Here is a 19,057-nt window from a genome sequence, read left to right on the forward strand (position 1 = left end):
ACTGATGGCTGATGAAAACGATATGACGTCTGCTGAAGATCAGGCGTTGGCCGATGAGTGGGCTGCTGCATTGGGCGAAGCCGGCGACAGTCAGGCTGATATTGATGCGTTGCTGGCGGCGGATGCGGGGAATTCGGGTAGCCGGATGACCATGGAAGAGTTCGGCAGCGTGCCGAAAAGCACGGGTCCGGTTTCTCTGGACGGTCCTAACCTGGATGTGATTCTCGACATTCCGGTGTCGATCTCCATGGAAGTTGGCAGCACCGATATCAACATTCGTAACTTGTTACAGCTTAACCAGGGCTCGGTGATCGAGCTGGATCGCCTGGCTGGCGAACCGCTGGATGTGCTGGTCAACGGCACGCTCATCGCGCATGGCGAGGTGGTGGTGGTCAACGAGAAGTTCGGCATCCGTCTGACCGACGTGATCAGCCCGAGCGAACGCATCAAGAAGCTGCGCTAAGTGAGGCGCTGGCTGAGTGTTCTGCTGACCCTGCCGTCGCTGGCCTGGGCTGCCGAGCCCGCTGCTCAGGCCGCACCTGCGCAAGTGGCCAACACGGTATCCGGCGGTATGGGCGGGCAGTTAGTACAACTGCTGTTCGGTCTGATACTGGTGGTCGGTCTGATTTTCGTGCTCGCATGGCTGATGCGCCGCGTGCAGCGCGTGGGGCCGAACAATGGTCAGGTCATCGAATTGGTGAGTTCGCGCGCGCTCGGTCCGCGTGATCGGCTGGTGCTGGTGCAGATCGGCAGCGAACAGGTGTTGCTGGGTATCACGCCAGGGCGGATCACGCCTCTGCATGTGCTCAAGGAACCGGTACAGGTGCCTGTGCGTGAGCAGGCGACCCCTGAATTCGCTCAGCGCCTGATGGAGCTGATGGGCAAGGATAAGGACAAGAAGTAATGGGCGCGTTGCGTTTCCTGATACTGCTGTTGCTGGTCATGGTGACGCCTGCTGTGCTGGCGGCCGATCCGCTGTCGATACCGGCGATCACGCTGTCCAATGGTGCCGACGGTCAGCAGGAGTATTCGGTCAGTCTGCAGATCCTGCTGATCATGACCGCGCTGAGCTTCATTCCAGCGTTTGTCATGCTGATGACCAGTTTCACCCGGATCATCATCGTCTTCTCGATTCTGCGTCAGGCCCTCGGTTTGCAGCAGACACCTTCGAACCAGATCCTGACGGGCATGGCGCTGTTTCTGACCATGTTCATCATGGCGCCGGTTTTCGACCGTGTGAATCAGGATGCGCTGCAGCCTTATCTGGCTGAAAAACTCACGGCGCAGGATGCGGTCGCCAAGGCGCAAGTGCCAATCAAGGATTTCATGCTGGCACAGACCCGTACCAGTGACCTTGAGTTGTTCATGCGTCTGTCCAAACGTACCGATATCCCGACACCTGATGCTGCGCCGCTGACCATTCTGGTTCCGGCGTTCGTGATTTCGGAGCTCAAGACGGCGTTTCAGATCGGCTTCATGATCTTCATTCCGTTTCTGATCATCGATCTGGTGGTGGCCAGTGTGCTGATGGCGATGGGTATGATGATGCTGTCGCCGCTGATCATTTCGCTGCCGTTCAAGATCATGCTGTTCGTGCTGGTAGATGGCTGGGCGCTGATCGTCGGCACCCTGGCTGGCAGTTTTGGTGGCGTATGAGTCGTTTCCCTGAGGAGTCTGCCCGATGACGCCGGAAGTAGCTGTCGATCTGTTTCGCGAGGCGCTGTGGCTGACCACCGTGCTGGTCGCGATTCTTGTGGTGCCGAGCCTGTTGTGCGGTCTGCTGGTGGCGATGTTTCAGGCGGCCACGCAGATCAACGAACAGACGCTGAGCTTCCTGCCGCGCCTGTTGGTCATGCTCGTGACCCTGATTGTCATTGGCCCCTGGCTGTTGAAAATATTCATGGAATACATGCTGTCGTTGTACACCAGTATTCCGACACTGATCGGCTAGCGCCGCATGCAGCCGATGCTTGCGCTGACCGATATCCAGATCAGTACCTGGGTAGCGAGCTTCATGCTGCCGATGTTTCGTATCGTCGCGCTGCTGATGACCATGCCGGTGATCGGCACCACGCTGGTTCCCCGGCGCGTGCGTCTTTACCTCGCATTTGCCATCACTGTGGTGGTCGCTCCCGCGCTGCCAGCCATGCCGCCGGTTCAGGCGCTTGACCTCAGTGGGCTGTTGCTGATCGGCGAGCAGATCATCATCGGCGCCGGCATGGGGCTGTCCCTGCAGATGTTTTTCCATATCTTCGTGATCGCCGGGCAGATCATCTCGACGCAGATGGGCATGGGCTTTGCCTCGATGGTCGACCCTACCAACGGCGTATCTTCGGCTGTTATCGGCCAGTTTTTTACCATGCTGGTCACGCTGTTGTTCCTGTCCATGAACGGCCATCTGGTGGTGTTGGAGGTGCTTGTCGAAAGCTTCACCACGATGCCGGTGGGTGGTGGTCTGCTAGTCAATAATTTCTGGGAGCTGGCGAACGGGCTAGGCTGGGCGTTGAGTTCAGGGCTCAGGCTGGTGTTACCTGCTATCACTGCATTGCTGATCATCAACATCGCTTTTGGCGTTATGACCCGTGCAGCGCCGCAACTCAACATCTTCTCGATCGGTTTCCCGCTGACGCTTGTGCTGGGCATGGTCATTCTGTGGATGAGCATGGGCGATATTCTCAATCAGTATCAGCCGATTGCCAGTCAGGCACTGCAATCGTTGCGCGACATGGTGAGGGCTCGTTGAGATGGCAGAAAACGAGAATGGCCAGGACAAGACAGAAGACCCCACGGAAAAAAAGGTCAAGGACTCCAGAGCGGATGGGCAGATTGCGCGCTCCAAGGAGCTGACCACACTGGTGGTCATGCTGATGGGGGCGGGCGGGTTGCTGATGTTCGGCTCAGGCATCGCGCAGATGATGTCCGAGTTGATGCGCGACAACTTTACGATCAGCCGCGAAACCCTCATGGATCAGTCATACATGGGCAAGGCGTTGCTCAGCTCCGGCCTGCACGCACTGGTTGTGATGCTGCCGTTTCTGATCGCCATGCTGGTGGCGGCGCTGGTGGGGCCGATCATGCTTGGCGGCTGGTTGTTCGCAACCAAATCGCTGATGCCCAAATTCAGCCGGATGAATCCGGCGGCGGGGCTCAAACGCATGTTTTCACCGCATGCGCTGGTCGAGCTGCTCAAATCCTTCGGCAAGTTTCTGATCATCCTTGCCGTTGCTCTGGTGGTCTTGAACAAGGAACGCGACGATCTGGTGGCCATCGCTCATGAGCCATTGGAACAGGCTATGATCCACAGCCTGCTGGTGGTCGGCTGGAGCAGCTTCTGGATGGCCTGTGGCCTGATATTTATCGCTGCTGCCGATGTGCCCTTTGTGCTGTATGAAGCGCACAAGAAGCTGCTGATGACCAAGCAGGAAGTCCGCGACGAGCACAAGAACAGCGAGGGCAGCCCTGAGGTCAAACAGCGTATTCGCCAGTTGCAGCGCGAAATGTCCCAGCGGCGGATGATGGCGTCGATTCCGGAAGCGGATGTCATCATTACCAACCCGACGCACTTTGCCGTAGCCTTGAAATACGATCCCGAGCAGGGCGGGGCGCCGATGTTGTTGGCCAAGGGGACTGACCTGGTAGCGCTGAAGATTCGCGAAATCGGCGCGCATAACCAGATACTGATTCTGGAATCTGCGGCGTTGGCCCGTTCCATCTACTACAGCACCGAGCTGGACCAGGAAATTCCTGCCGGGCTCTACCTGGCTGTGGCCCAGGTACTGGCCTACGTCTACCAGATTCGCCAGTTCCGCGCCGGTCAAGGCAAGCGCCCGGATCCGCTGGGCGACATCAAGATCCCGCCCGACCTGCAGCGCGATGCGTAGCCCTTTGCTTCGTCGCCAGCAGACCACCCTCGCGCCCGCGCTCCGCATGGGTATGCGGTTCCTGAAGCTCTGCGTCCGCTCTGTGCGATTCCCACGCAGAGCGTGAGGAGCGACCATCTCAACTATCGTGCGACGCTCCGCGTCGCATGCCGTTCTGGACGCTCTGCGTCCACCCTTGAAGATTTTCTGACTGCGGCAGGCACGCCGGTTTTACGTTGCTTCTGCCTCTAAAGCCTTACCAGCACTGGCTTTGTAAAAGTTGGACAGCTTTTTGCAATAGGGTCGATACAGGTCGCCATCGGCGTCAATGTTTTGATCTAGTGCGCAGGTAAACAATCAGTGGATCGTTCTCAGATATTCAGTAGCGCACGCAGCAATATCACTGGCCTGGGCCGTGGTCAGTTGGGCGTTCCGCTGTTGTTGCTGGTCATGATGGCAATGATGATGTTGCCTATGCCGCCGTTCCTGCTGGACGTGTTCTTCACGTTCAACATTGCACTGTCCATCGTCGTGTTGCTGGTGTGTGTTTACGCTCTGCGGCCGCTGGACTTCTCGGTGTTTCCAACCATTCTGCTGGTCGCCACGCTGTTGCGCCTGGCGCTGAACGTCGCTTCCACGCGAGTGGTCATGCTTCACGGTCAGGACGGTCACGCTGCTGCGGGCAAGGTGATTCAGGCCTTCGGTGAGGTGGTGATCGGTGGTAACTATGTCGTCGGTATCGTGGTGTTCGCGATTCTGATGATCATCAACTTCGTGGTAATCACCAAAGGTGCCGGCCGTATTTCCGAGGTCAGCGCGCGTTTCACCCTCGACGCGATGCCAGGCAAACAGATGGCAATCGACGCCGACCTCAACGCCGGTCTCATCGATCAGCCGGAAGCCAAGCGCCGCCGTGCTGAAGTCGCTCAGGAAGCCGAGTTCTACGGTTCCATGGACGGTGCCAGCAAATTCGTGCGTGGCGATGCGATTGCCGGTTTGCTGATTCTGTTCATCAACCTGATCGGCGGCATGCTGGTCGGTATTCTGCAACACAACATGACGTTCGCCGATGCAGGTCGCGTTTACACCCTGCTGACCATCGGTGACGGTTTGGTGGCGCAATTGCCATCACTGCTTCTGTCCACTGCCGCAGCGATCATGGTGACCCGCGCTTCCGGTTCGGAAGAGATGGGCAAGCTGATCAATCGTCAGATGTTCGCCTCGCCCAAGGCACTGGCAGTTTCCGCTGCGATCATGATCGTAATGGGACTGGTGCCGGGCATGCCGCACTTCTCCTTCATCAGCCTCGGCCTGGTGGCTGCAGGTGGTGCGTATCTGCTCTGGAAGAAAGAGAACCAGGTGAAAGTCGAGGCGCTGGCCGAAGTGCAACGCCAACAGGACCTGCTGCCTTCGCCGACCCGTGTTCAGGACGCCAAGGAACTGGGTTGGGATGACGTTACCCCTATCGACATCATCGGCCTGGAAGTGGGTTATCGCCTGATTCCGCTGGTGGACCGCAATCAGGGTGGTCAACTGCTGGCGCGTATCAAAGGCGTGCGCAAGAAGCTGTCGCAAGAGCTGGGCTTCCTGATGCCGACCGTACACATCCGTGACAACCTTGATCTGGCACCCAGCGCCTACCGTCTGACGCTGATGGGCGTGATCCTGGCCGAGGCCGAGATTTATCCGGATCGCGAGCTGGCGATCAACCCCGGTCAAGTGTTTGGCACCCTGAACGGCATCACCGCCAGAGACCCGGCGTTTGGTCTGGAGGCCGTTTGGATCGAAATCAGCCAGCGCAGCCAGGCGCAGTCGCTGGGTTATACCGTGGTGGACGCCAGTACTGTGGTGGCAACCCACTTGAACCAGATTCTCTACAAGCACTCTCATGAGCTGATTGGTCACGAAGAAGTCCAGCAGTTGATGCAATTGCTGGCCAAAAGCTCGCCCAAACTGGCTGAAGAGCTGGTCCCTGGTGTGCTGTCCCTGTCCTCGTTGCTCAACGTGCTGCAAGCGCTTCTGGCTGAGCATGTACCTGTGCGTGATATTCGCAGCATTGCAGAAGCTATCGCCAATAACGTCGGCAAGAGTCAAGATACCGCCGCTTTGGTGGCTGCCGTGCGGGTAGGTCTGAGCCGCGCAATCGTCCAAAGCATCGTAGGTGTTGAGCCGGAGCTGCCTGTTATCACTCTGGAACCAAGGTTGGAACAGATATTGCTCAATAGTTTGCAGAAGGCTGGTCAGGGTCAGGAAGAAGGCGTTCTTCTTGAGCCAAGCATGGCTGAGAAGCTCCAGCGTTCGTTGATTGAGGCCGCCCAGCGTCAGGAGATGCAAGGGGTGCCGGTAATTCTTCTGGTAGCAGGGCCTGTCCGGGCGATGCTGTCACGATTTGGACGATTGGCTGTACCGAACATGCATGTTCTGGCGTATCAGGAAATTCCGGACAACAAGCAAGTAACCATCGTAGCGACTGTCGGGCCGAACGGCTGAGGTAGTGAGTCATGCAAGTTAAGCGATTTTTCGCCGCCGATATGCGTCAAGCCATGAAACTGGTTCGCGATGAGCTGGGCGCCGAGGCGGCCATCATCGGTAACCGGCGCATTGCCGGTGGCGTAGAGCTGACTGCCGCTCTGGATTACAAGCTGTCCGCCCTGGCACCGCGTGTGCCGAACATGGAGCTTGAAGACGAGCTGCGCAAGACCCAGTCGCGCATCGTCTCCGCTCAGGCTGAATTGAACAACCGCAGCGACAGCGACGCTTCGATCAATCTTCAGCTGTTTTCCGGCAAACCGGTCAGCGCTGTCGATACGCACATCGAGCCGACGCTTGAAGAGCCGCCGCGCCCATTCGCGTACACGCCGCCTGCGCCCGCAGAGCCTGCTGTCGGCCAGCGCGCCTATGATTCGATGCGCTCCGAATTGAACGGCCTGCGCGAGCTGCTGGAAGTTCAGCTTGGCTCCCTGGCCTGGAACCAGTTGCAGGGCAGTCGTCCGCAGCAGGCCAATCTGTGGCGCCGCCTGCAACGTGTCGGTTTGTCCGGCCCGCTGTCGCGCGATCTGCTGTCGATGATCCCGGAGATTGACGAGCCTCGTCAGGCCTGGCGCATGCTGCTGGCCCATTTGGCGCGCATGATTGCCGTGCCGGACATCGAGCCGCTCGAAGAGGGTGGCGTCATCGCCATGGTCGGGCCTGCCGGTATGGGCAAGACCACCACGCTGGCCAAACTGGCGGCACGTTACGTGTTGAAGTACGGTCCGCAGAATATCGCACTGGTGAGCATGGACAGTTTCCGCATCGGCGCACAGGAGCAGCTCAAGACCCTTGGGCGCATCCTCAACGTGCCGGTCACCCATGTCGATCCTGGCCAGTCGCTGGTTCAGGCACTGGAGCCGCTGCTGCGCAAGCGCGTTGTGCTGATCGACACCGCCGGGCTGCAAGCCAGCGATCCTGCGCTGCGCATGCAACTGGAAAGCCTGGCAGGGCGTGGCATCAAGTCGCGTAACTACCTGGTACTGGCGACCACCAGCCAGAAGCAGGTACTGACCGCTGCCTATCACAGTTACAAACGTTGTGGCCTGGCCGGATGCATTCTGACCAAGCTTGATGAAACAGCCAGCCTGGGCGAAGTCCTGAGCCTGGCGATCAGTCATGAATTACCTGTGGCCTACCTCACGGACGGACCTCGTATTCCTGACGACCTGCACACCCCGCGTCGTCATCAACTGGTGAGCCGTGCGGTGAGTGTGCAGATGCAGGATGAGCCGAGCGAGGAAGCAATGGCTGATATGTTTGCTGACCTCTATCACACCCCTGGCAAGAGAGTGGGTTAAGTGATGGATATTATTGGAATGTCCCTGCGTCAACGGTCTGCCATGTGGTGTTCATTTGCGAACGTGCAGCCCTCGATGTGGTTTCGGTCTACGCAAGACAAGGTAAAGAAATAACATGGGCAGCATGCATCCCGTACAGGTTATCGCGGTGACCGGTGGCAAAGGTGGCGTCGGTAAGACTAACGTGTCAGTGAATCTTTCACTGGCCCTTGCCGAGCTTGGCCGTCGCGTCATGCTGCTGGACGCCGATCTGGGTCTGGCCAATGTCGACGTTCTGCTTGGGCTGACGCCTAAACGTACACTTGCCGATGTGATAGAGGGCCGTTGCGAGTTGCGCGACGTCCTGTTGCAGGGGCCGGGTGGGGTGCGTATCGTGCCTGCCGCCTCTGGCACCCAGAGCATGGTGCATCTGTCCCCGGCCCAGCATGCGGGTCTGATCCAGGCGTTCAGCGAGATTGGCGACAACCTTGATGTGCTGGTGATTGACACGGCTGCCGGTATCGGCGAATCGGTGGTCAGCTTCGTGCGCGCCGCTCAGGAAGTGTTGCTGGTGGTGTGCGACGAGCCCACGTCGATCACCGATGCCTACGCCCTGATCAAACTGCTCAACCGCGACTATGGCATGAACCGCTTCCGGGTGCTGGCCAACATGGCGCAGAGCCCGCAGGAAGGGCGCAATCTGTTCGCCAAACTCACCAAAGTGACGGACCGTTTTCTTGATGTCGCGCTGCAGTATGTAGGTGCCGTGCCGTACGACGAGTGCGTGCGCAAGGCCGTACAGAAACAGCGCGCCGTCTACGAAGCATTCCCGCGATCCAAATGTGCGCTGGCGTTCAAGGCCATTGCCCAGAAGGTTGACACCTGGCCGTTGCCAGCCAATCCGCGGGGTCATCTCGAGTTCTTCGTTGAGCGACTCGTTCACCAGACCAGTGCAGGGCCTGTGCAATGACTGCGAGCGGCTACCAGATGTACAGCAAGGCTTCCCGTAATTCGCAATACGAGTTGATCGAGCGTTATGCGCCATTGGTCAAGCGTATCGCTTATCATCTGCTGGCGCGCTTGCCGGCCAGCGTGCAGGTCGAGGATCTGATCCAGGCCGGCATGATCGGTCTGCTTGAAGTCTCCACCAAATATGATTCAACCAAAGGTGCGAGTTTCGAGACCTACGCCGGCATTCGCATTCGTGGTGCGATGCTGGACGAAGTGCGCAAGGGCGACTGGGCACCACGCTCAGTGCACCGCAATACCCGAATGGTCAGTGACGCAATTCGTGCAATTGAAGCTAAAACCGGCCGTGACGCTAAAGATCACGAGGTTGCGGCCGAACTCCAGTTGAGTCTTGATGATTATTACGGGATTTTGAATGACACCTTGGGCAGCCGCCTCTTCAGTTTCGACGACCTGCTTCAGGACGGCGATCACGAAGGGCTGCATGAGGATGGCGCAAGCGGTTCGCTTGAGCCGTCGCGCGACCTGGAAGACGAGCGCTTCCAGGCAGCGTTGGCCGATGCAATTGCTAATTTGCCAGAGCGTGAGCGTCTGGTGTTGGCGCTGTACTACGACGAAGAGCTGAACCTCAAGGAAATCGGAGAGGTTCTTGGGGTCAGCGAATCTCGGGTCAGTCAGTTACACAGCCAGTGCGCAGCTCGTTTGCGGGGGCGTTTGGGGGAGTGGCGAGCGCGTTGACGGCAGTGCGCGACGTTTGTCGTGCGTTGTCTGCATGCCGGCTGTGCAAAGCGTTACGTGGTAGCAGGATAGACCAGGCAAGGGCCTGTCGGGCAATGTCTCGATGGGCTTTAGTCGCAGTCTTGACTGTCGTTGTGCCAAGCCCGTCGTCGTTTCGTATAGCTGGGGGTGTGCTGTGCCAGTATTGAGTGAACAGCGTGTTCAGGTGCTGAACGCGTTAAAGACTGCTTGGAGGTCGAATTGGACAAGAACATGAAAATCCTCATCGTTGATGACTTCTCAACGATGCGGCGGATCATCAAGAATCTGTTGCGTGATCTGGGGTTTACCAACACATCTGAAGCGGATGACGGTCTGACCGCATTGCCGATGCTGCACAGCGGTGCCTTTGACTTTCTGGTGACGGACTGGAACATGCCTGGCATGACCGGTATCGACTTGTTGCGTCAGGTCCGTGCGGACGAGCGTCTCAAGAGCCTTCCTGTACTGATGGTTACTGCCGAAGCGAAGCGTGAGCAGATCATTGAAGCTGCCCAGGCCGGGGTGAACGGTTATGTAGTCAAGCCGTTCACGGCTCAAGCGCTGAAAGAGAAGATCGAAAAGATCTTTGAACGCGTCAATAGCTGATGCATGCCGCGAGGGCGCTATGGATAACAATGATTCAATGGCCGACTTTGAGTCGACCTTAAAGAGACACGCGCAGGAACTCGTCACCAGCCTTGAAAAGGGCCGCTTCGGTGACGCTGTGCAGCTGATCCATGAACTCAACCAGACACGCGACCGCGGCCTTTATCAGGAAGTGGGCAAGCTGACTCGTGAGCTGCACAGTGCAATCGTCAATTTCCACATTGATCCGCATATGCCTCAGGCCGAAGAGGTGTCGCAGATCACGGACGCGACCGAGCGTCTGTCCTACGTCGTCAGGCTGACCGAGAACGCGGCCAACCGTACGATGGATCTGGTCGAGGAAAGCACGCCGCTCATGAATGGTCTGAGTTCCGACGCCAAGGCGTTGAGCGAAGACTGGGGACGCTTCATGCGTCGCGAAATCGGTGCCGAAGAGTTTCGTGAACTGGCCAAGCGCGTCGATGGTTTTCTGACGCGTACCGAGCAGGAGGCCGATAGGGTTTCCGGGCATCTCAACGATATTTTGCTTGCTCAGGATTACCAGGACCTCACCGGTCAGGTGATCAAGCGCGTCACGCAACTGGTGACCGAAGTAGAGGGTAATTTGCTCAAGCTGGTGCTCATGGCCAGCCATGTCGATCGCTTCGCCGGCATCGAACATGACGAACAATCCATCCTTGCTGAAAAAGATCCTAAAAAACATCTCGCCAAGGGTGAAGGTCCGCAGATTCATGCCGATAAACGTGAAGACGTCGTATCCGGACAGGATGATGTAGACGATCTGCTATCGAGCCTCGGCTTCTAAGATCTGTTGACGGTTAATTTTAGGGAGCACCCCATGAGCTTCGGCGCCGATGAAGAAATCCTTCAGGATTTTCTGGTAGAGGCCGGCGAAATTCTGGAGCAGTTGTCAGAGCAATTGGTCGAGCTGGAAAGCCGACCGGATGATGCTGATCTGCTCAATGCAATTTTTCGCGGTTTTCACACTGTAAAAGGGGGCGCCGGCTTCCTCCAGCTCCATGAGCTGGTGGAGTGCTGCCACATCGCCGAAAACGTGTTCGACATCCTTCGCAAGGGTGAACGTCGCGTTGATTCCGAACTGATGGATGTGGTCCTGGAAGCTCTGGACACCGTCAACAGCATGTTCGGTCAGGTACGTGAACGGACTGACGTAACTGCGGCGACGCCAGAGCTGCTGGCTGCGCTGTCGCGATTGGCCGAGCCACAATCTGCCGACGAAGTCGCAGCGCCCGAACCTGAGCCCGAGCCGGTGGTTGAAGCCGCCGCTCCGGTTGCGGTTGCCGAGCAAGCGGCCGGCGATGACATCACCGATGATGAGTTCGAGCAGCTGCTCGATTCGCTGCACGGCGCAAGTCCGGTGTCTGCGGCACCAGCAGCGGCACCGGCTTCGGCACCTGCGGTCGCGCCAGCTGGCGATGAAATTACCGATCAGGAATTTGAATCCCTGCTTGATCAGTTGCATGGCAAGGGCAAGTTTGCGGCCGATGCAGTAGCCGCTCCAGCCCCTGCGCCTGCGGCACAGAGCAGTCGTGGAGCGCCTGCCGGCGATGAAATCACCGACGACGAATTCGAAGCCTTGCTTGATCAACTGCATGGCAAAGGCTCGTTTGACGGCGCCATAGCCGCTCCGGCTGCTGCTGCACCTGTGGCCGTTGCTGCCAAGGCACCTTCTGCTGCAGCGGCATCGGACGAAATTACCGATCACGAATTCGAAAATCTGCTCGACGAACTGCATGGTAAAGGCAAGTTCAAGCCTGATGCGGTCGTTGCCAAGGCACCTGCTCCGGCAGCCGCCGTAGCTGCTGCTCCGCCACCGGCTGCCAAGCCCGCTGCGGCGCCTGCGCCTGCTGCGAAGGTTGAGCCCGCCAAGCCTGCTCCAGCGCCTGCACGTGCTCCTGCGCCCACCGGTGAAAAGCCGGTTGCGACTGAAGCCGAAACCACGGTTCGTGTGGATACCGCCCGACTGGACGAGATCATGAACATGGTCGGCGAGCTGGTGCTGGTACGTAACCGCCTGGTTCGTCTGGGTCTCAACAGCGGCGATGAAGCCATGTCCAAGGCGGTTTCCAACCTGGATGTGGTCACCGCCGACCTGCAGACTGCGGTGATGAAAACCCGCATGCAGCCAATCAAGAAAGTCTTTGGCCGCTTCCCGCGTCTGGTTCGTGACCTGGCTCGCCAGCTCAAGAAAGAGATCAACCTGGAGCTGGTCGGTGAAGAGACTGACCTCGACAAGAACCTTGTAGAGGCGCTTGCCGACCCGCTGGTCCACTTGGTGCGCAACGCGGTCGACCACGGTATCGAAACGCCGGAAGAGCGCGAAGCCACGGGCAAGTCTCGTGGCGGTCGGGTCATCCTTTCGGCAGAGCAGGAGGGCGACCATATCCTGCTGTCGATTTCCGATGACGGCAAGGGCATGGATCCTAACGTGCTGCGCTCCATTGCGGTCAAGCGCGGTGTCATGGACAAGGACGCAGCCGATCGGTTGAGTGACACCGATTGCTACAACCTTATCTTTGCACCGGGCTTCTCGACCAAGACCGAGATTTCCGATGTATCGGGTCGCGGTGTGGGCATGGACGTGGTTAAAACCAAGATCTCCCAGCTCAACGGCTCGATCAACATCTACTCGACCAAGGGCCAGGGTTCGAAGATCGTCATCAAGGTCCCGCTGACTCTGGCGATCATGCCGACGCTGATGGTGATGCTGGGCAACCAGGCTTTTGCCTTCCCGTTGGTCAACGTCAACGAAATCTTCCACCTGAACCTGTCCACTACCAATGTGGTTGACGGTCAGGAAGTGGTGATCGTACGTGACAAGGCCTTGCCGCTGTTCTACCTCAAGCGCTGGCTGGTCAGTTCGGCGGCTCATGAAGAGCAGCTAGAAGGGCACGTCGTGATCCTGACGGTCGGCACCCAGCGCATCGGCTTCGTTGTCGATCAACTGGTCGGCCAGGAAGAAGTGGTTATCAAACCGCTGGGCAAGATGCTGCAAGGTACGCCAGGCATGTCGGGCGCCACCATCACCGGTGACGGTCGCATCGCCTTGATTCTCGATGTACCCAGCATGCTCAAGCGTTACGCCGCACGGCGTATCTGAACCCGGGGGTGCGGGCAGCCTGGCTGCCTGCAGCGCCTATTGGAGTGTTTATGGCAGTCAAGGTCCTGGTGGTGGATGATTCCGGTTTTTTCCGCCGCCGTGTTACGGAAATTCTTTCTTCGGACCCCAACATTGTAGTGGTCGGCACCGCCACCAACGGCAAGGAAGCGATTGAGCAGGCGCTGGCGCTCAAACCTGATGTCATCACCATGGACTACGAAATGCCGATGATGGATGGCATTACGGCAGTTCGCCATATCATGCAGCGTATCCCCACCCCGGTATTGATGTTCTCGTCGCTGACGCACGAAGGTGCGCGCGTGACTCTGGATGCTCTGGACGCCGGTGCGGTGGATTTCCTGCCCAAGAATTTCGAAGATATCTCGCGCAACCCGCAGAAGGTCAAACAACTGCTGTGCGAGAAAATCAACAGTATTTCACGCAGTAATCGCCGTTCAAGCGGTTTTGGTGCGGCCAGCGCTGCATCGGCTGCTCCGGCAGCGCCGACGCTGTCCAGCCGGACGCCTGCGCCCGCCGCCGCGCCAGCCCGTGCTGTGCCGACGCGCACAGCAGCGCCTGCCACGGCACCTGCGGCTCATGCTCACCATGCACCGGCGCACCCGACTACCTCAGGCACGCCCAAGCGCAAGGCTTACAAACTGGTGGCCATCGGCACCTCCACCGGCGGCCCGGTTGCGCTGCAACGGGTACTTACCCAGCTGCCGGCCAGCTTTCCGGCACCGCTGGTGCTGATTCAACACATGCCTGCGGCCTTCACCAAGGCCTTTGCCGAGCGTCTCGACAAGCTGTGCAAGATCAGCGTCAAGGAAGCAGAGGACGGCGACGTTCTGCGGCCTGGTCTGGCGTTGCTGGCGCCGGGCGGCAAGCAGATGATGGTGGATGCGCGCGGTACGGTGAAGATTCTGCCGGGTGACGAGCGCCTGAATTACAAACCCTGCGTAGACATCACCTTTGGCTCTGCCGCCAAGTCCTACAGCGACAAGGTGCTGTCGGTGGTATTGACCGGCATGGGTGCCGATGGCCGTGAAGGCGCCCGCCTGCTCAAACAGGCGGGCAGTACCGTATGGGCGCAGGACGAAGCGAGCTGCGTCATTTACGGCATGCCGATGGCAATCGTCAAGGCTGAGCTTGCAGATGCGATCTACAGTCTGGATGACATAGGCCGACACTTGGTGGAGGCCTGTCTCTGATGGATGTACTGAGTCTTATCGGTCTGATCCTGGCGTTTGTCGCAATCATTGGCGGCAACTTTCTTGAAGGCGGACACCTAGGTGCATTGCTCAATGGCCCGGCAGCCCTGATCGTACTGGGCGGCACTCTGGGTGCTTCACTGTTGCAGTCACCGATGAGCGCGTTCATGCGCGCCATGAAAATCATCCGCTGGATCATTTTCCCGCCTCGCATCGATTTGCCCGGCGGTGTCGACCGGGTGATCGGCTGGAGCATGACCGCCCGCAAGGAAGGCTTGCTCGGTCTGGAAACGGTCGCCGACTCCGAACCTGACAGTTATGCCCGCAAAGGCTTGCAGCTGTTGGTCGATGGTGCCGAACCTGCAGCGATCCGGAGCATTCTTGAAGTGGATTTCATCACCCAGGAAACCCGCGATATTCAGGCTGCCAAGGTATTCGAAAGCATGGGCGGCTATGCGCCGACCGTGGGTATCATCGGCGCGGTGATGGGGCTGATTCACGTCATGGGCAACCTGGCTGACCCCAGTCAACTGGGCAGCGGCATTGCGGTGGCTTTTGTCGCCACCATCTATGGTGTGGCGACGGCTAACCTGATCCTGTTGCCAGTGGCCAACAAGCTCAAGGCCATTGCCCACCGGCAGTCGCGTTACCGCGAAATGTTGCTCGAAGGTCTGTTGTCCATCGCCGAGGGTGAAAACCCGCGCTCCATCGAACTCAAGCTGCAAGGCTTCATGGAGTAACAGTGCATGGCTCGCCGACGTCAGGCCGAAGAACACGAAAATCATGAACGCTGGCTGGTGTCGTACGCCGACTTCATTACCCTGTTGTTCGCTTTTTTCGTGGTGATGTACTCGATTTCCTCGGTCAACGAAGGCAAATACAAGATTCTGTCCCAGGCATTGGTTGGCGTGTTCAACGATACCGAGCGGACCATGAAGCCGATCCCTATCGGTGAGCAGCGCCCGGTCTCGGTCAAGCCCGCCGAGCCGTTGGTCAAGGACAGCGAACAGACCGATGCCGGCATTGGTCAGGCTTCTGATGATCCGCTGCAGACCATCGCTCAGGATGTGCGCGATGCGTTTGGCGACCTGATCAAGTCCGACCAGATGACGGTGCGCGGCAACGAGTTATGGATCGAGATCGAACTCAATTCCAGTCTGTTGTTCGTCAGCGGCGACGCCATTCCTAGTGATCAGGCCTTCACGATCATTGAAAAGGTCTCTGGAATCGTCAAACGCTTTGACAACCCGATACACGTTGAAGGCTTCACTGACGACCAGCCGATCAGCACGGCGCAGTTTCCGACCAACTGGGAACTGTCTTCGGCTCGGTCTGCCAGCATTGTGCGCATGCTGGCGATGGACGGAGTCAATCCGGCGCGGCTGGCCTCTGTGGGCTATGGTGAGTTTCAGCCGATTGCGCCCAACACCACCGCCGCTGGGCGTGCCAAGAACCGCCGCGTAGTGCTGGTCATCTCGCGAAATCTGGATGTACGTCGCAGCCTGACCAGCTCAGGGTCGGCCAATGTGCAGCCGGATGCTGCACTGAGGCGTGCTGGCACACAAACTGCACCGGTGCCAGCAAAGCCGCCGGTACGCGCGAACGCCGTCAATTCTCCGTCACCTGCCCCCTAACATCGTATCGGTATGGTCGTTGCTGTACGCAAGGAAAAACATCAATGAGAGTCTGGGCAGTAGCCAACCAGAAAGGTGGAGTCGGAAAGACCACCACGACCATCGCCCTGGCCGGCTTGCTGGCCGATGCGGGCAAGCGTGTGGTCGTGGTCGATCTGGACCCCCACGGCTCCATGACCAGCTATTTCGGGCATAACCCGGACGAACTGGAACACAGTGCCTTCGATCTGTTTCTCCACAAGGGTGCGGTGCCGGAGGGTCTTCCGGGCCAATTGCTGTTGCCGACCAGTGACCAGCGTATCTCGCTGATACCCTCCAGCACGGCGCTGGCCACACTGGAGCGTCAATCCCCTGGCCAGAGCGGCCTGGGCCTGGTGATTGCTAAAAGTCTGGCGCAGTTGTGGCAGGATTTTGACTATGCGCTGATCGACAGTCCGCCGTTGCTGGGCGTTCTTATGGTCAATGCGTTGGCGGCCAGCCAGCAGTTGGCGATACCGGTACAGACAGAGTTTCTGGCCGTGAAAGGCCTGGAGCGTATGGTCAATACCCTGACCATGATCAACCGTTCGCGCAAGGTGCCATTGCCTTACACCATCGTGCCGACCTTGTTCGACCGTCGTACCCAGGCGTCGATGGGCACCTTGAAATTGTTGCGCGACAGTTTTCCCGAGCACGTCTGGCAAGCCTACGTGCCGGTCGACACGCGGCTGCGCGATGCCAGCCGTCTGGGGCTTACGCCGTCGCAGAATGACAGCAAGAGTCGCGGTGTGATTGCTTATCGGGCATTGCTCAAGCATATGCTCGCCGAGCAGCTCAATGCTCAGGTGGCCTGACGTGAACGTCCATTCTTTCTACACAGTTTGCTCAAGTGATGCCTCAATGCGGCCGATAACTCTATCAGGTTGCACATGCTCCATTTTTTGTTGGGCCCCGGTATGAACCGCCCTGTAGAAGTAGCAACACGACCCAAACTGGCGTTGCAGTCCTATCTGGACGCATTGCTGTACGACGCGACTGAAGTGCTTGAAGAGCCTGTCAGCAGCATTGATGAATTTCAGGCGGCTGTGCTCGAAGAGCAGGCCTCTGATGCGCGGATGCAAGCGCAGATCAAACCGTTGGCGGTTGCGGTGGCCGCGCCGGCTCCGGTGGCTGTAGCAGTAAAGGTCGCAGCGCCTGCGCCCGTGATTGAAGTCGCTCCGGTGATTGTTGCCGAAGTGGTAAAGGTTGAAGAGGCGGTGTCGACCGTTGAGCTGGTCGAGCCGGTCGCCGAGTTGAGCACACTGGTGACCCAGCGCACGCCGACGCCGCCGCCGACCAGCGATGGTCGCCCTGCATGGGCCGCCGAGCCGTTCGAATGCCTGTTGTTCGACGTGGCCGGGTTGACGCTGGCAGTGCCGCTGGTATGCCTGGGGTCGATTTACCCGCTGGCAGGGCAGGAGCTGACGCCACTGTTTGGTCAGCCGGACTGGTTTCTCGGGATCCTGCCTTGCCAGGCGGGCAACCTGAAAGTGTTGGATACCGCGCGCTGGATCATGCCTGATCGCTACCGCGACGATTTTCGCCAGGGATTGCAGTACGTGATTTCGGTGCAGGGATACGAGTGGGGACTGGCGGTTCATCAAGTCAGCCGTTCGTTGCGTCTTGATCCGAACGAGATCAAATGGCGCACGCAGCGAGGTCAGCGTCCATGGCTGGCGGGCACGGTTATCGAGCACATGTGCGCGTTGCTGGATGTTGCAGAGTTGGCCGAGCTGATAGCCAGTGGCGCGGTCAAGCAGTTGAACAAGTCGAAATAATCATGGGTCGATGCCAGTGGCATCACCTGAAAAGAACACACGTGAGGGGTTGGGGTTATGAATAAGTCGTCTGCACAAGGTTCCGAAGATCCTATCCTGCAATGGGTTACGTTCCGCCTGGACAACGAGTCCTACGGCATCAACGTGATGCAGGTGCAGGAAGTGCTGCGCTACACTGAAATCGCCCCGGTCCCGGGTGCGCCAAGCTACGTACTGGGCATCATCAACCTGCGCGGTAACGTTGTCACCGTGATCGACACCCGTCAGCGCTTTGGCCTGGCTCCGGTTGAAGTCAGCGACAATACGCGTATCGTGATCATCGAAGCCGACAAGCAAGTGGTCGGGATTCTGGTCGACAGCGTGGCTGAAGTGGTTTACTTGCGTCAGTCTGAAGTCGAAACCGCGCCAAACGTGGGTAACGATGAGTCGGCCAAATTCATTCAGGGCGTTTGCAACAAGAACGGCGAACTGTTGATTCTGGTTGAACTGGACAAAATGATGTCCGAAGAAGAGTGGTCCGAACTGGAGAGCATCTGATTGATCTTTGAGGTAGCTGTCGTCTTCCTGGGCATTCTCTGGGTAGTCACCCTGTTTATGTTCCTGGCCCATACCAGGCGTCAGCGCAAGCTCGACGCCGAGCGTGATGAGGCGGCTGCCTTGCGTGATCAGCGGATCAAGGAGTTGGCCAGGCGCCTGGACAACTACCAGAACGGCACGGTGCGCATGGGCGAAGCGTTACACGAGCTGCGTGCCATTGTTGCGCCGTTGCCGGACAAGCTCACTGCACTGGAACAGCGCGATCCCTCCACGCTGTCCTTTGCCCAGGCTGCACGCCTGGTCGGCATGGGTGCCAGCATCGATGAGCTGACCCAGTCCTGCGGCCTGACCCAGGCCGAAGCGCAACTGATGACCAAACTGCACAGCAATACTGCGAGCTAGTTTCTCTTCGGTACACGCGTGCGCTGCCCATTCAAGGTCGGACGCAGCGCGTCCAGAACTGCATTCCCATGCTGGAGTGTGCGCAACGAGAGTCTTGTAACTCTCGTGCCAATCACTCTGCATTGGCATGCTCTTCTTAACGCTTGGCGTTGCAAATTTCCGGTGCGGCAGAACATCATGCCTTACCTGTTAATGCTGCCATACAATGCTTTTTTATCGCGATGGTACTGACGACGCAGAGTGCGACGTAAGTGACGGCTGAGTCCTGGCGCTGATCCGGGGGTAGCCTGGCAGCACGCCAGGCTACCCCCGGATCAGTGACAGGGCGAAGGAACCCGACGAAGTCGGGCCGG

At 58.5% G+C, this 19,057-nt stretch carries 20 protein-coding genes; all 20 read left to right on the plus strand.

The window, feature by feature from the left end; genetic code table 11:
• The first annotated feature begins 4 nt into the window (after positions 1–4).
• The 20 genes from fliN to RGM3321_RS06010 all read left to right on the plus strand — a co-directional run bounded on the left by fliN (position 5) and on the right by RGM3321_RS06010 (position 18,704).
• Positions 5–463 (plus strand): flagellar motor switch protein FliN, encoded by a 459-nt coding sequence (gene fliN / locus RGM3321_RS05915; RefSeq protein WP_002554280.1) that lies wholly within the window; start codon positions 5–7, stop codon positions 461–463.
• Positions 464–904 carry a flagellar biosynthetic protein FliO gene (gene fliO, locus RGM3321_RS05920; protein WP_244392009.1) on the plus strand — a complete coding sequence of 147 codons (441 nt, stop codon included), beginning with the start codon at positions 464–466 and terminating at the stop codon, positions 902–904.
• Entirely contained in the window at positions 904–1,656 is a 753-nt protein-coding gene (gene fliP / locus RGM3321_RS05925; RefSeq protein ID WP_058402557.1) for a flagellar type III secretion system pore protein FliP, read from the plus strand. The genes fliO and fliP overlap by 1 nt, the downstream gene beginning before the upstream one ends.
• A 25-nt stretch (positions 1,657–1,681) precedes the next feature.
• On the plus strand, positions 1,682–1,951 hold the full coding sequence (locus tag RGM3321_RS05930) for a flagellar biosynthetic protein FliQ (protein ID WP_002554277.1): 270 nt from the start codon (positions 1,682–1,684) through the stop codon (positions 1,949–1,951).
• Between the two features lie 6 nt (positions 1,952–1,957).
• Positions 1,958–2,743 (plus strand): flagellar biosynthetic protein FliR, encoded by a 786-nt coding sequence (gene fliR / locus RGM3321_RS05935; RefSeq protein ID WP_002554276.1) that lies wholly within the window; start codon positions 1,958–1,960, stop codon positions 2,741–2,743.
• Position 2,744: 1 nt separating this feature from the next.
• A complete protein-coding gene (gene flhB / locus RGM3321_RS05940; protein WP_244392011.1) occupies positions 2,745–3,881 on the plus strand; it encodes a flagellar biosynthesis protein FlhB in 1,137 nt (378 codons plus the stop codon).
• 339 nt (positions 3,882–4,220) lie between these two features.
• Positions 4,221–6,350, plus strand: coding sequence for a flagellar biosynthesis protein FlhA (flhA, locus tag RGM3321_RS05945; protein WP_244392014.1), 2,130 nt, complete (start codon positions 4,221–4,223; stop codon positions 6,348–6,350).
• 11 nt (positions 6,351–6,361) lie between these two features.
• Positions 6,362–7,690 carry a flagellar biosynthesis protein FlhF gene (gene flhF, locus RGM3321_RS05950; RefSeq protein WP_002554273.1) on the plus strand — a complete coding sequence of 443 codons (1,329 nt, stop codon included), beginning with the start codon at positions 6,362–6,364 and terminating at the stop codon, positions 7,688–7,690.
• Positions 7,691–7,805: 115 nt separating this feature from the next.
• The gene (gene fleN, locus RGM3321_RS05955) at positions 7,806–8,639 is read left to right on the plus strand and encodes a flagellar synthesis regulator FleN (RefSeq protein ID WP_003412391.1); all 834 of its coding nucleotides are present in this window, start codon (positions 7,806–7,808) and stop codon (positions 8,637–8,639) included.
• On the plus strand, positions 8,636–9,376 hold the full coding sequence (gene fliA / locus RGM3321_RS05960; protein ID WP_002554271.1) for an RNA polymerase sigma factor FliA: 741 nt from the start codon (positions 8,636–8,638) through the stop codon (positions 9,374–9,376). Before fleN ends, fliA begins: the two co-directional genes overlap by 4 nt.
• 252 nt (positions 9,377–9,628) lie before the next feature.
• Positions 9,629–10,003: a chemotaxis response regulator CheY gene (locus RGM3321_RS05965; protein WP_244392016.1), complete on the plus strand. Its 375-nt coding sequence runs from the start codon at positions 9,629–9,631 to the stop codon at positions 10,001–10,003.
• Between the two features lie 19 nt (positions 10,004–10,022).
• A complete protein-coding gene (locus tag RGM3321_RS05970) occupies positions 10,023–10,808 on the plus strand; it encodes a protein phosphatase CheZ (protein WP_244392018.1) in 786 nt (261 codons plus the stop codon).
• A 33-nt stretch (positions 10,809–10,841) separates the two neighbouring features.
• Positions 10,842–13,124, plus strand: coding sequence for a chemotaxis protein CheA (locus RGM3321_RS05975; protein WP_244392020.1), 2,283 nt, complete (start codon positions 10,842–10,844; stop codon positions 13,122–13,124).
• Between the two features lie 50 nt (positions 13,125–13,174).
• The gene (locus RGM3321_RS05980) at positions 13,175–14,335 is read left to right on the plus strand and encodes a chemotaxis response regulator protein-glutamate methylesterase (protein ID WP_244392022.1); all 1,161 of its coding nucleotides are present in this window, start codon (positions 13,175–13,177) and stop codon (positions 14,333–14,335) included.
• Positions 14,335–15,075 (plus strand): flagellar motor protein, encoded by a 741-nt coding sequence (locus RGM3321_RS05985; RefSeq protein ID WP_054987607.1) that lies wholly within the window; start codon positions 14,335–14,337, stop codon positions 15,073–15,075. Before RGM3321_RS05980 ends, RGM3321_RS05985 begins: the two co-directional genes overlap by 1 nt.
• A gap of 6 nt (positions 15,076–15,081) precedes the next feature.
• Positions 15,082–15,969 (plus strand): flagellar motor protein MotD, encoded by an 888-nt coding sequence (gene motD, locus RGM3321_RS05990; RefSeq protein WP_244392024.1) that lies wholly within the window; start codon positions 15,082–15,084, stop codon positions 15,967–15,969.
• Positions 15,970–16,013: 44 nt separating this feature from the next.
• Positions 16,014–16,802 carry a ParA family protein gene (locus tag RGM3321_RS05995; protein WP_057403002.1) on the plus strand — a complete coding sequence of 263 codons (789 nt, stop codon included), beginning with the start codon at positions 16,014–16,016 and terminating at the stop codon, positions 16,800–16,802.
• Between the two features lie 75 nt (positions 16,803–16,877).
• Complete coding sequence (locus RGM3321_RS06000; protein ID WP_244392026.1) at positions 16,878–17,765, plus strand: CheW domain-containing protein; 888 nt, start codon at positions 16,878–16,880, stop codon at positions 17,763–17,765.
• A gap of 57 nt (positions 17,766–17,822) precedes the next feature.
• Entirely contained in the window at positions 17,823–18,302 is a 480-nt protein-coding gene (locus RGM3321_RS06005) for a chemotaxis protein CheW (protein WP_002554262.1), read from the plus strand.
• Positions 18,303–18,704: a DUF2802 domain-containing protein gene (locus RGM3321_RS06010; RefSeq protein WP_004644274.1), complete on the plus strand. Its 402-nt coding sequence runs from the start codon at positions 18,303–18,305 to the stop codon at positions 18,702–18,704.
• Positions 18,705–19,057: the final 353 nt, after the last annotated feature.

Source organism: Pseudomonas sp. RGM 3321 (assembly GCF_022836805.1).
Classification (GTDB): Bacteria; Pseudomonadota; Gammaproteobacteria; order Pseudomonadales; family Pseudomonadaceae; genus Aquipseudomonas.

What these genes read in the sequence shown, in the direction of transcription:
- RGM3321_RS05970 (WP_244392018.1), top strand. Translation starts at nt 10,023, where the DNA reads ATGGATAACAATGATTCAATGGCCGACTTTGAGTCGACCTTAAAGAGA.
- RGM3321_RS06000 (WP_244392026.1), top strand. Translation starts at nt 16,878, where the DNA reads ATGCTCCATTTTTTGTTGGGCCCCGGTATGAACCGCCCTGTAGAAGTA.
- fliA (WP_002554271.1), top strand. Translation starts at nt 8,636, where the DNA reads ATGACTGCGAGCGGCTACCAGATGTACAGCAAGGCTTCCCGTAATTCG.
- fliN (WP_002554280.1), top strand. Translation starts at nt 5, where the DNA reads ATGGCTGATGAAAACGATATGACGTCTGCTGAAGATCAGGCGTTGGCC.
- RGM3321_RS06005 (WP_002554262.1), top strand. Translation starts at nt 17,823, where the DNA reads ATGAATAAGTCGTCTGCACAAGGTTCCGAAGATCCTATCCTGCAATGG.
- RGM3321_RS05930 (WP_002554277.1), top strand. Translation starts at nt 1,682, where the DNA reads ATGACGCCGGAAGTAGCTGTCGATCTGTTTCGCGAGGCGCTGTGGCTG.
- RGM3321_RS05980 (WP_244392022.1), top strand. Translation starts at nt 13,175, where the DNA reads ATGGCAGTCAAGGTCCTGGTGGTGGATGATTCCGGTTTTTTCCGCCGC.
- RGM3321_RS05995 (WP_057403002.1), top strand. Translation starts at nt 16,014, where the DNA reads ATGAGAGTCTGGGCAGTAGCCAACCAGAAAGGTGGAGTCGGAAAGACC.
- motD (WP_244392024.1), top strand. Translation starts at nt 15,082, where the DNA reads ATGGCTCGCCGACGTCAGGCCGAAGAACACGAAAATCATGAACGCTGG.
- RGM3321_RS05985 (WP_054987607.1), top strand. Translation starts at nt 14,335, where the DNA reads ATGGATGTACTGAGTCTTATCGGTCTGATCCTGGCGTTTGTCGCAATC.
- fleN (WP_003412391.1), top strand. Translation starts at nt 7,806, where the DNA reads ATGGGCAGCATGCATCCCGTACAGGTTATCGCGGTGACCGGTGGCAAA.
- flhF (WP_002554273.1), top strand. Translation starts at nt 6,362, where the DNA reads ATGCAAGTTAAGCGATTTTTCGCCGCCGATATGCGTCAAGCCATGAAA.
- fliR (WP_002554276.1), top strand. Translation starts at nt 1,958, where the DNA reads ATGCAGCCGATGCTTGCGCTGACCGATATCCAGATCAGTACCTGGGTA.
- fliP (WP_058402557.1), top strand. Translation starts at nt 904, where the DNA reads ATGGGCGCGTTGCGTTTCCTGATACTGCTGTTGCTGGTCATGGTGACG.
- flhB (WP_244392011.1), top strand. Translation starts at nt 2,745, where the DNA reads ATGGCAGAAAACGAGAATGGCCAGGACAAGACAGAAGACCCCACGGAA.
- RGM3321_RS05965 (WP_244392016.1), top strand. Translation starts at nt 9,629, where the DNA reads ATGAAAATCCTCATCGTTGATGACTTCTCAACGATGCGGCGGATCATC.
- RGM3321_RS05975 (WP_244392020.1), top strand. Translation starts at nt 10,842, where the DNA reads ATGAGCTTCGGCGCCGATGAAGAAATCCTTCAGGATTTTCTGGTAGAG.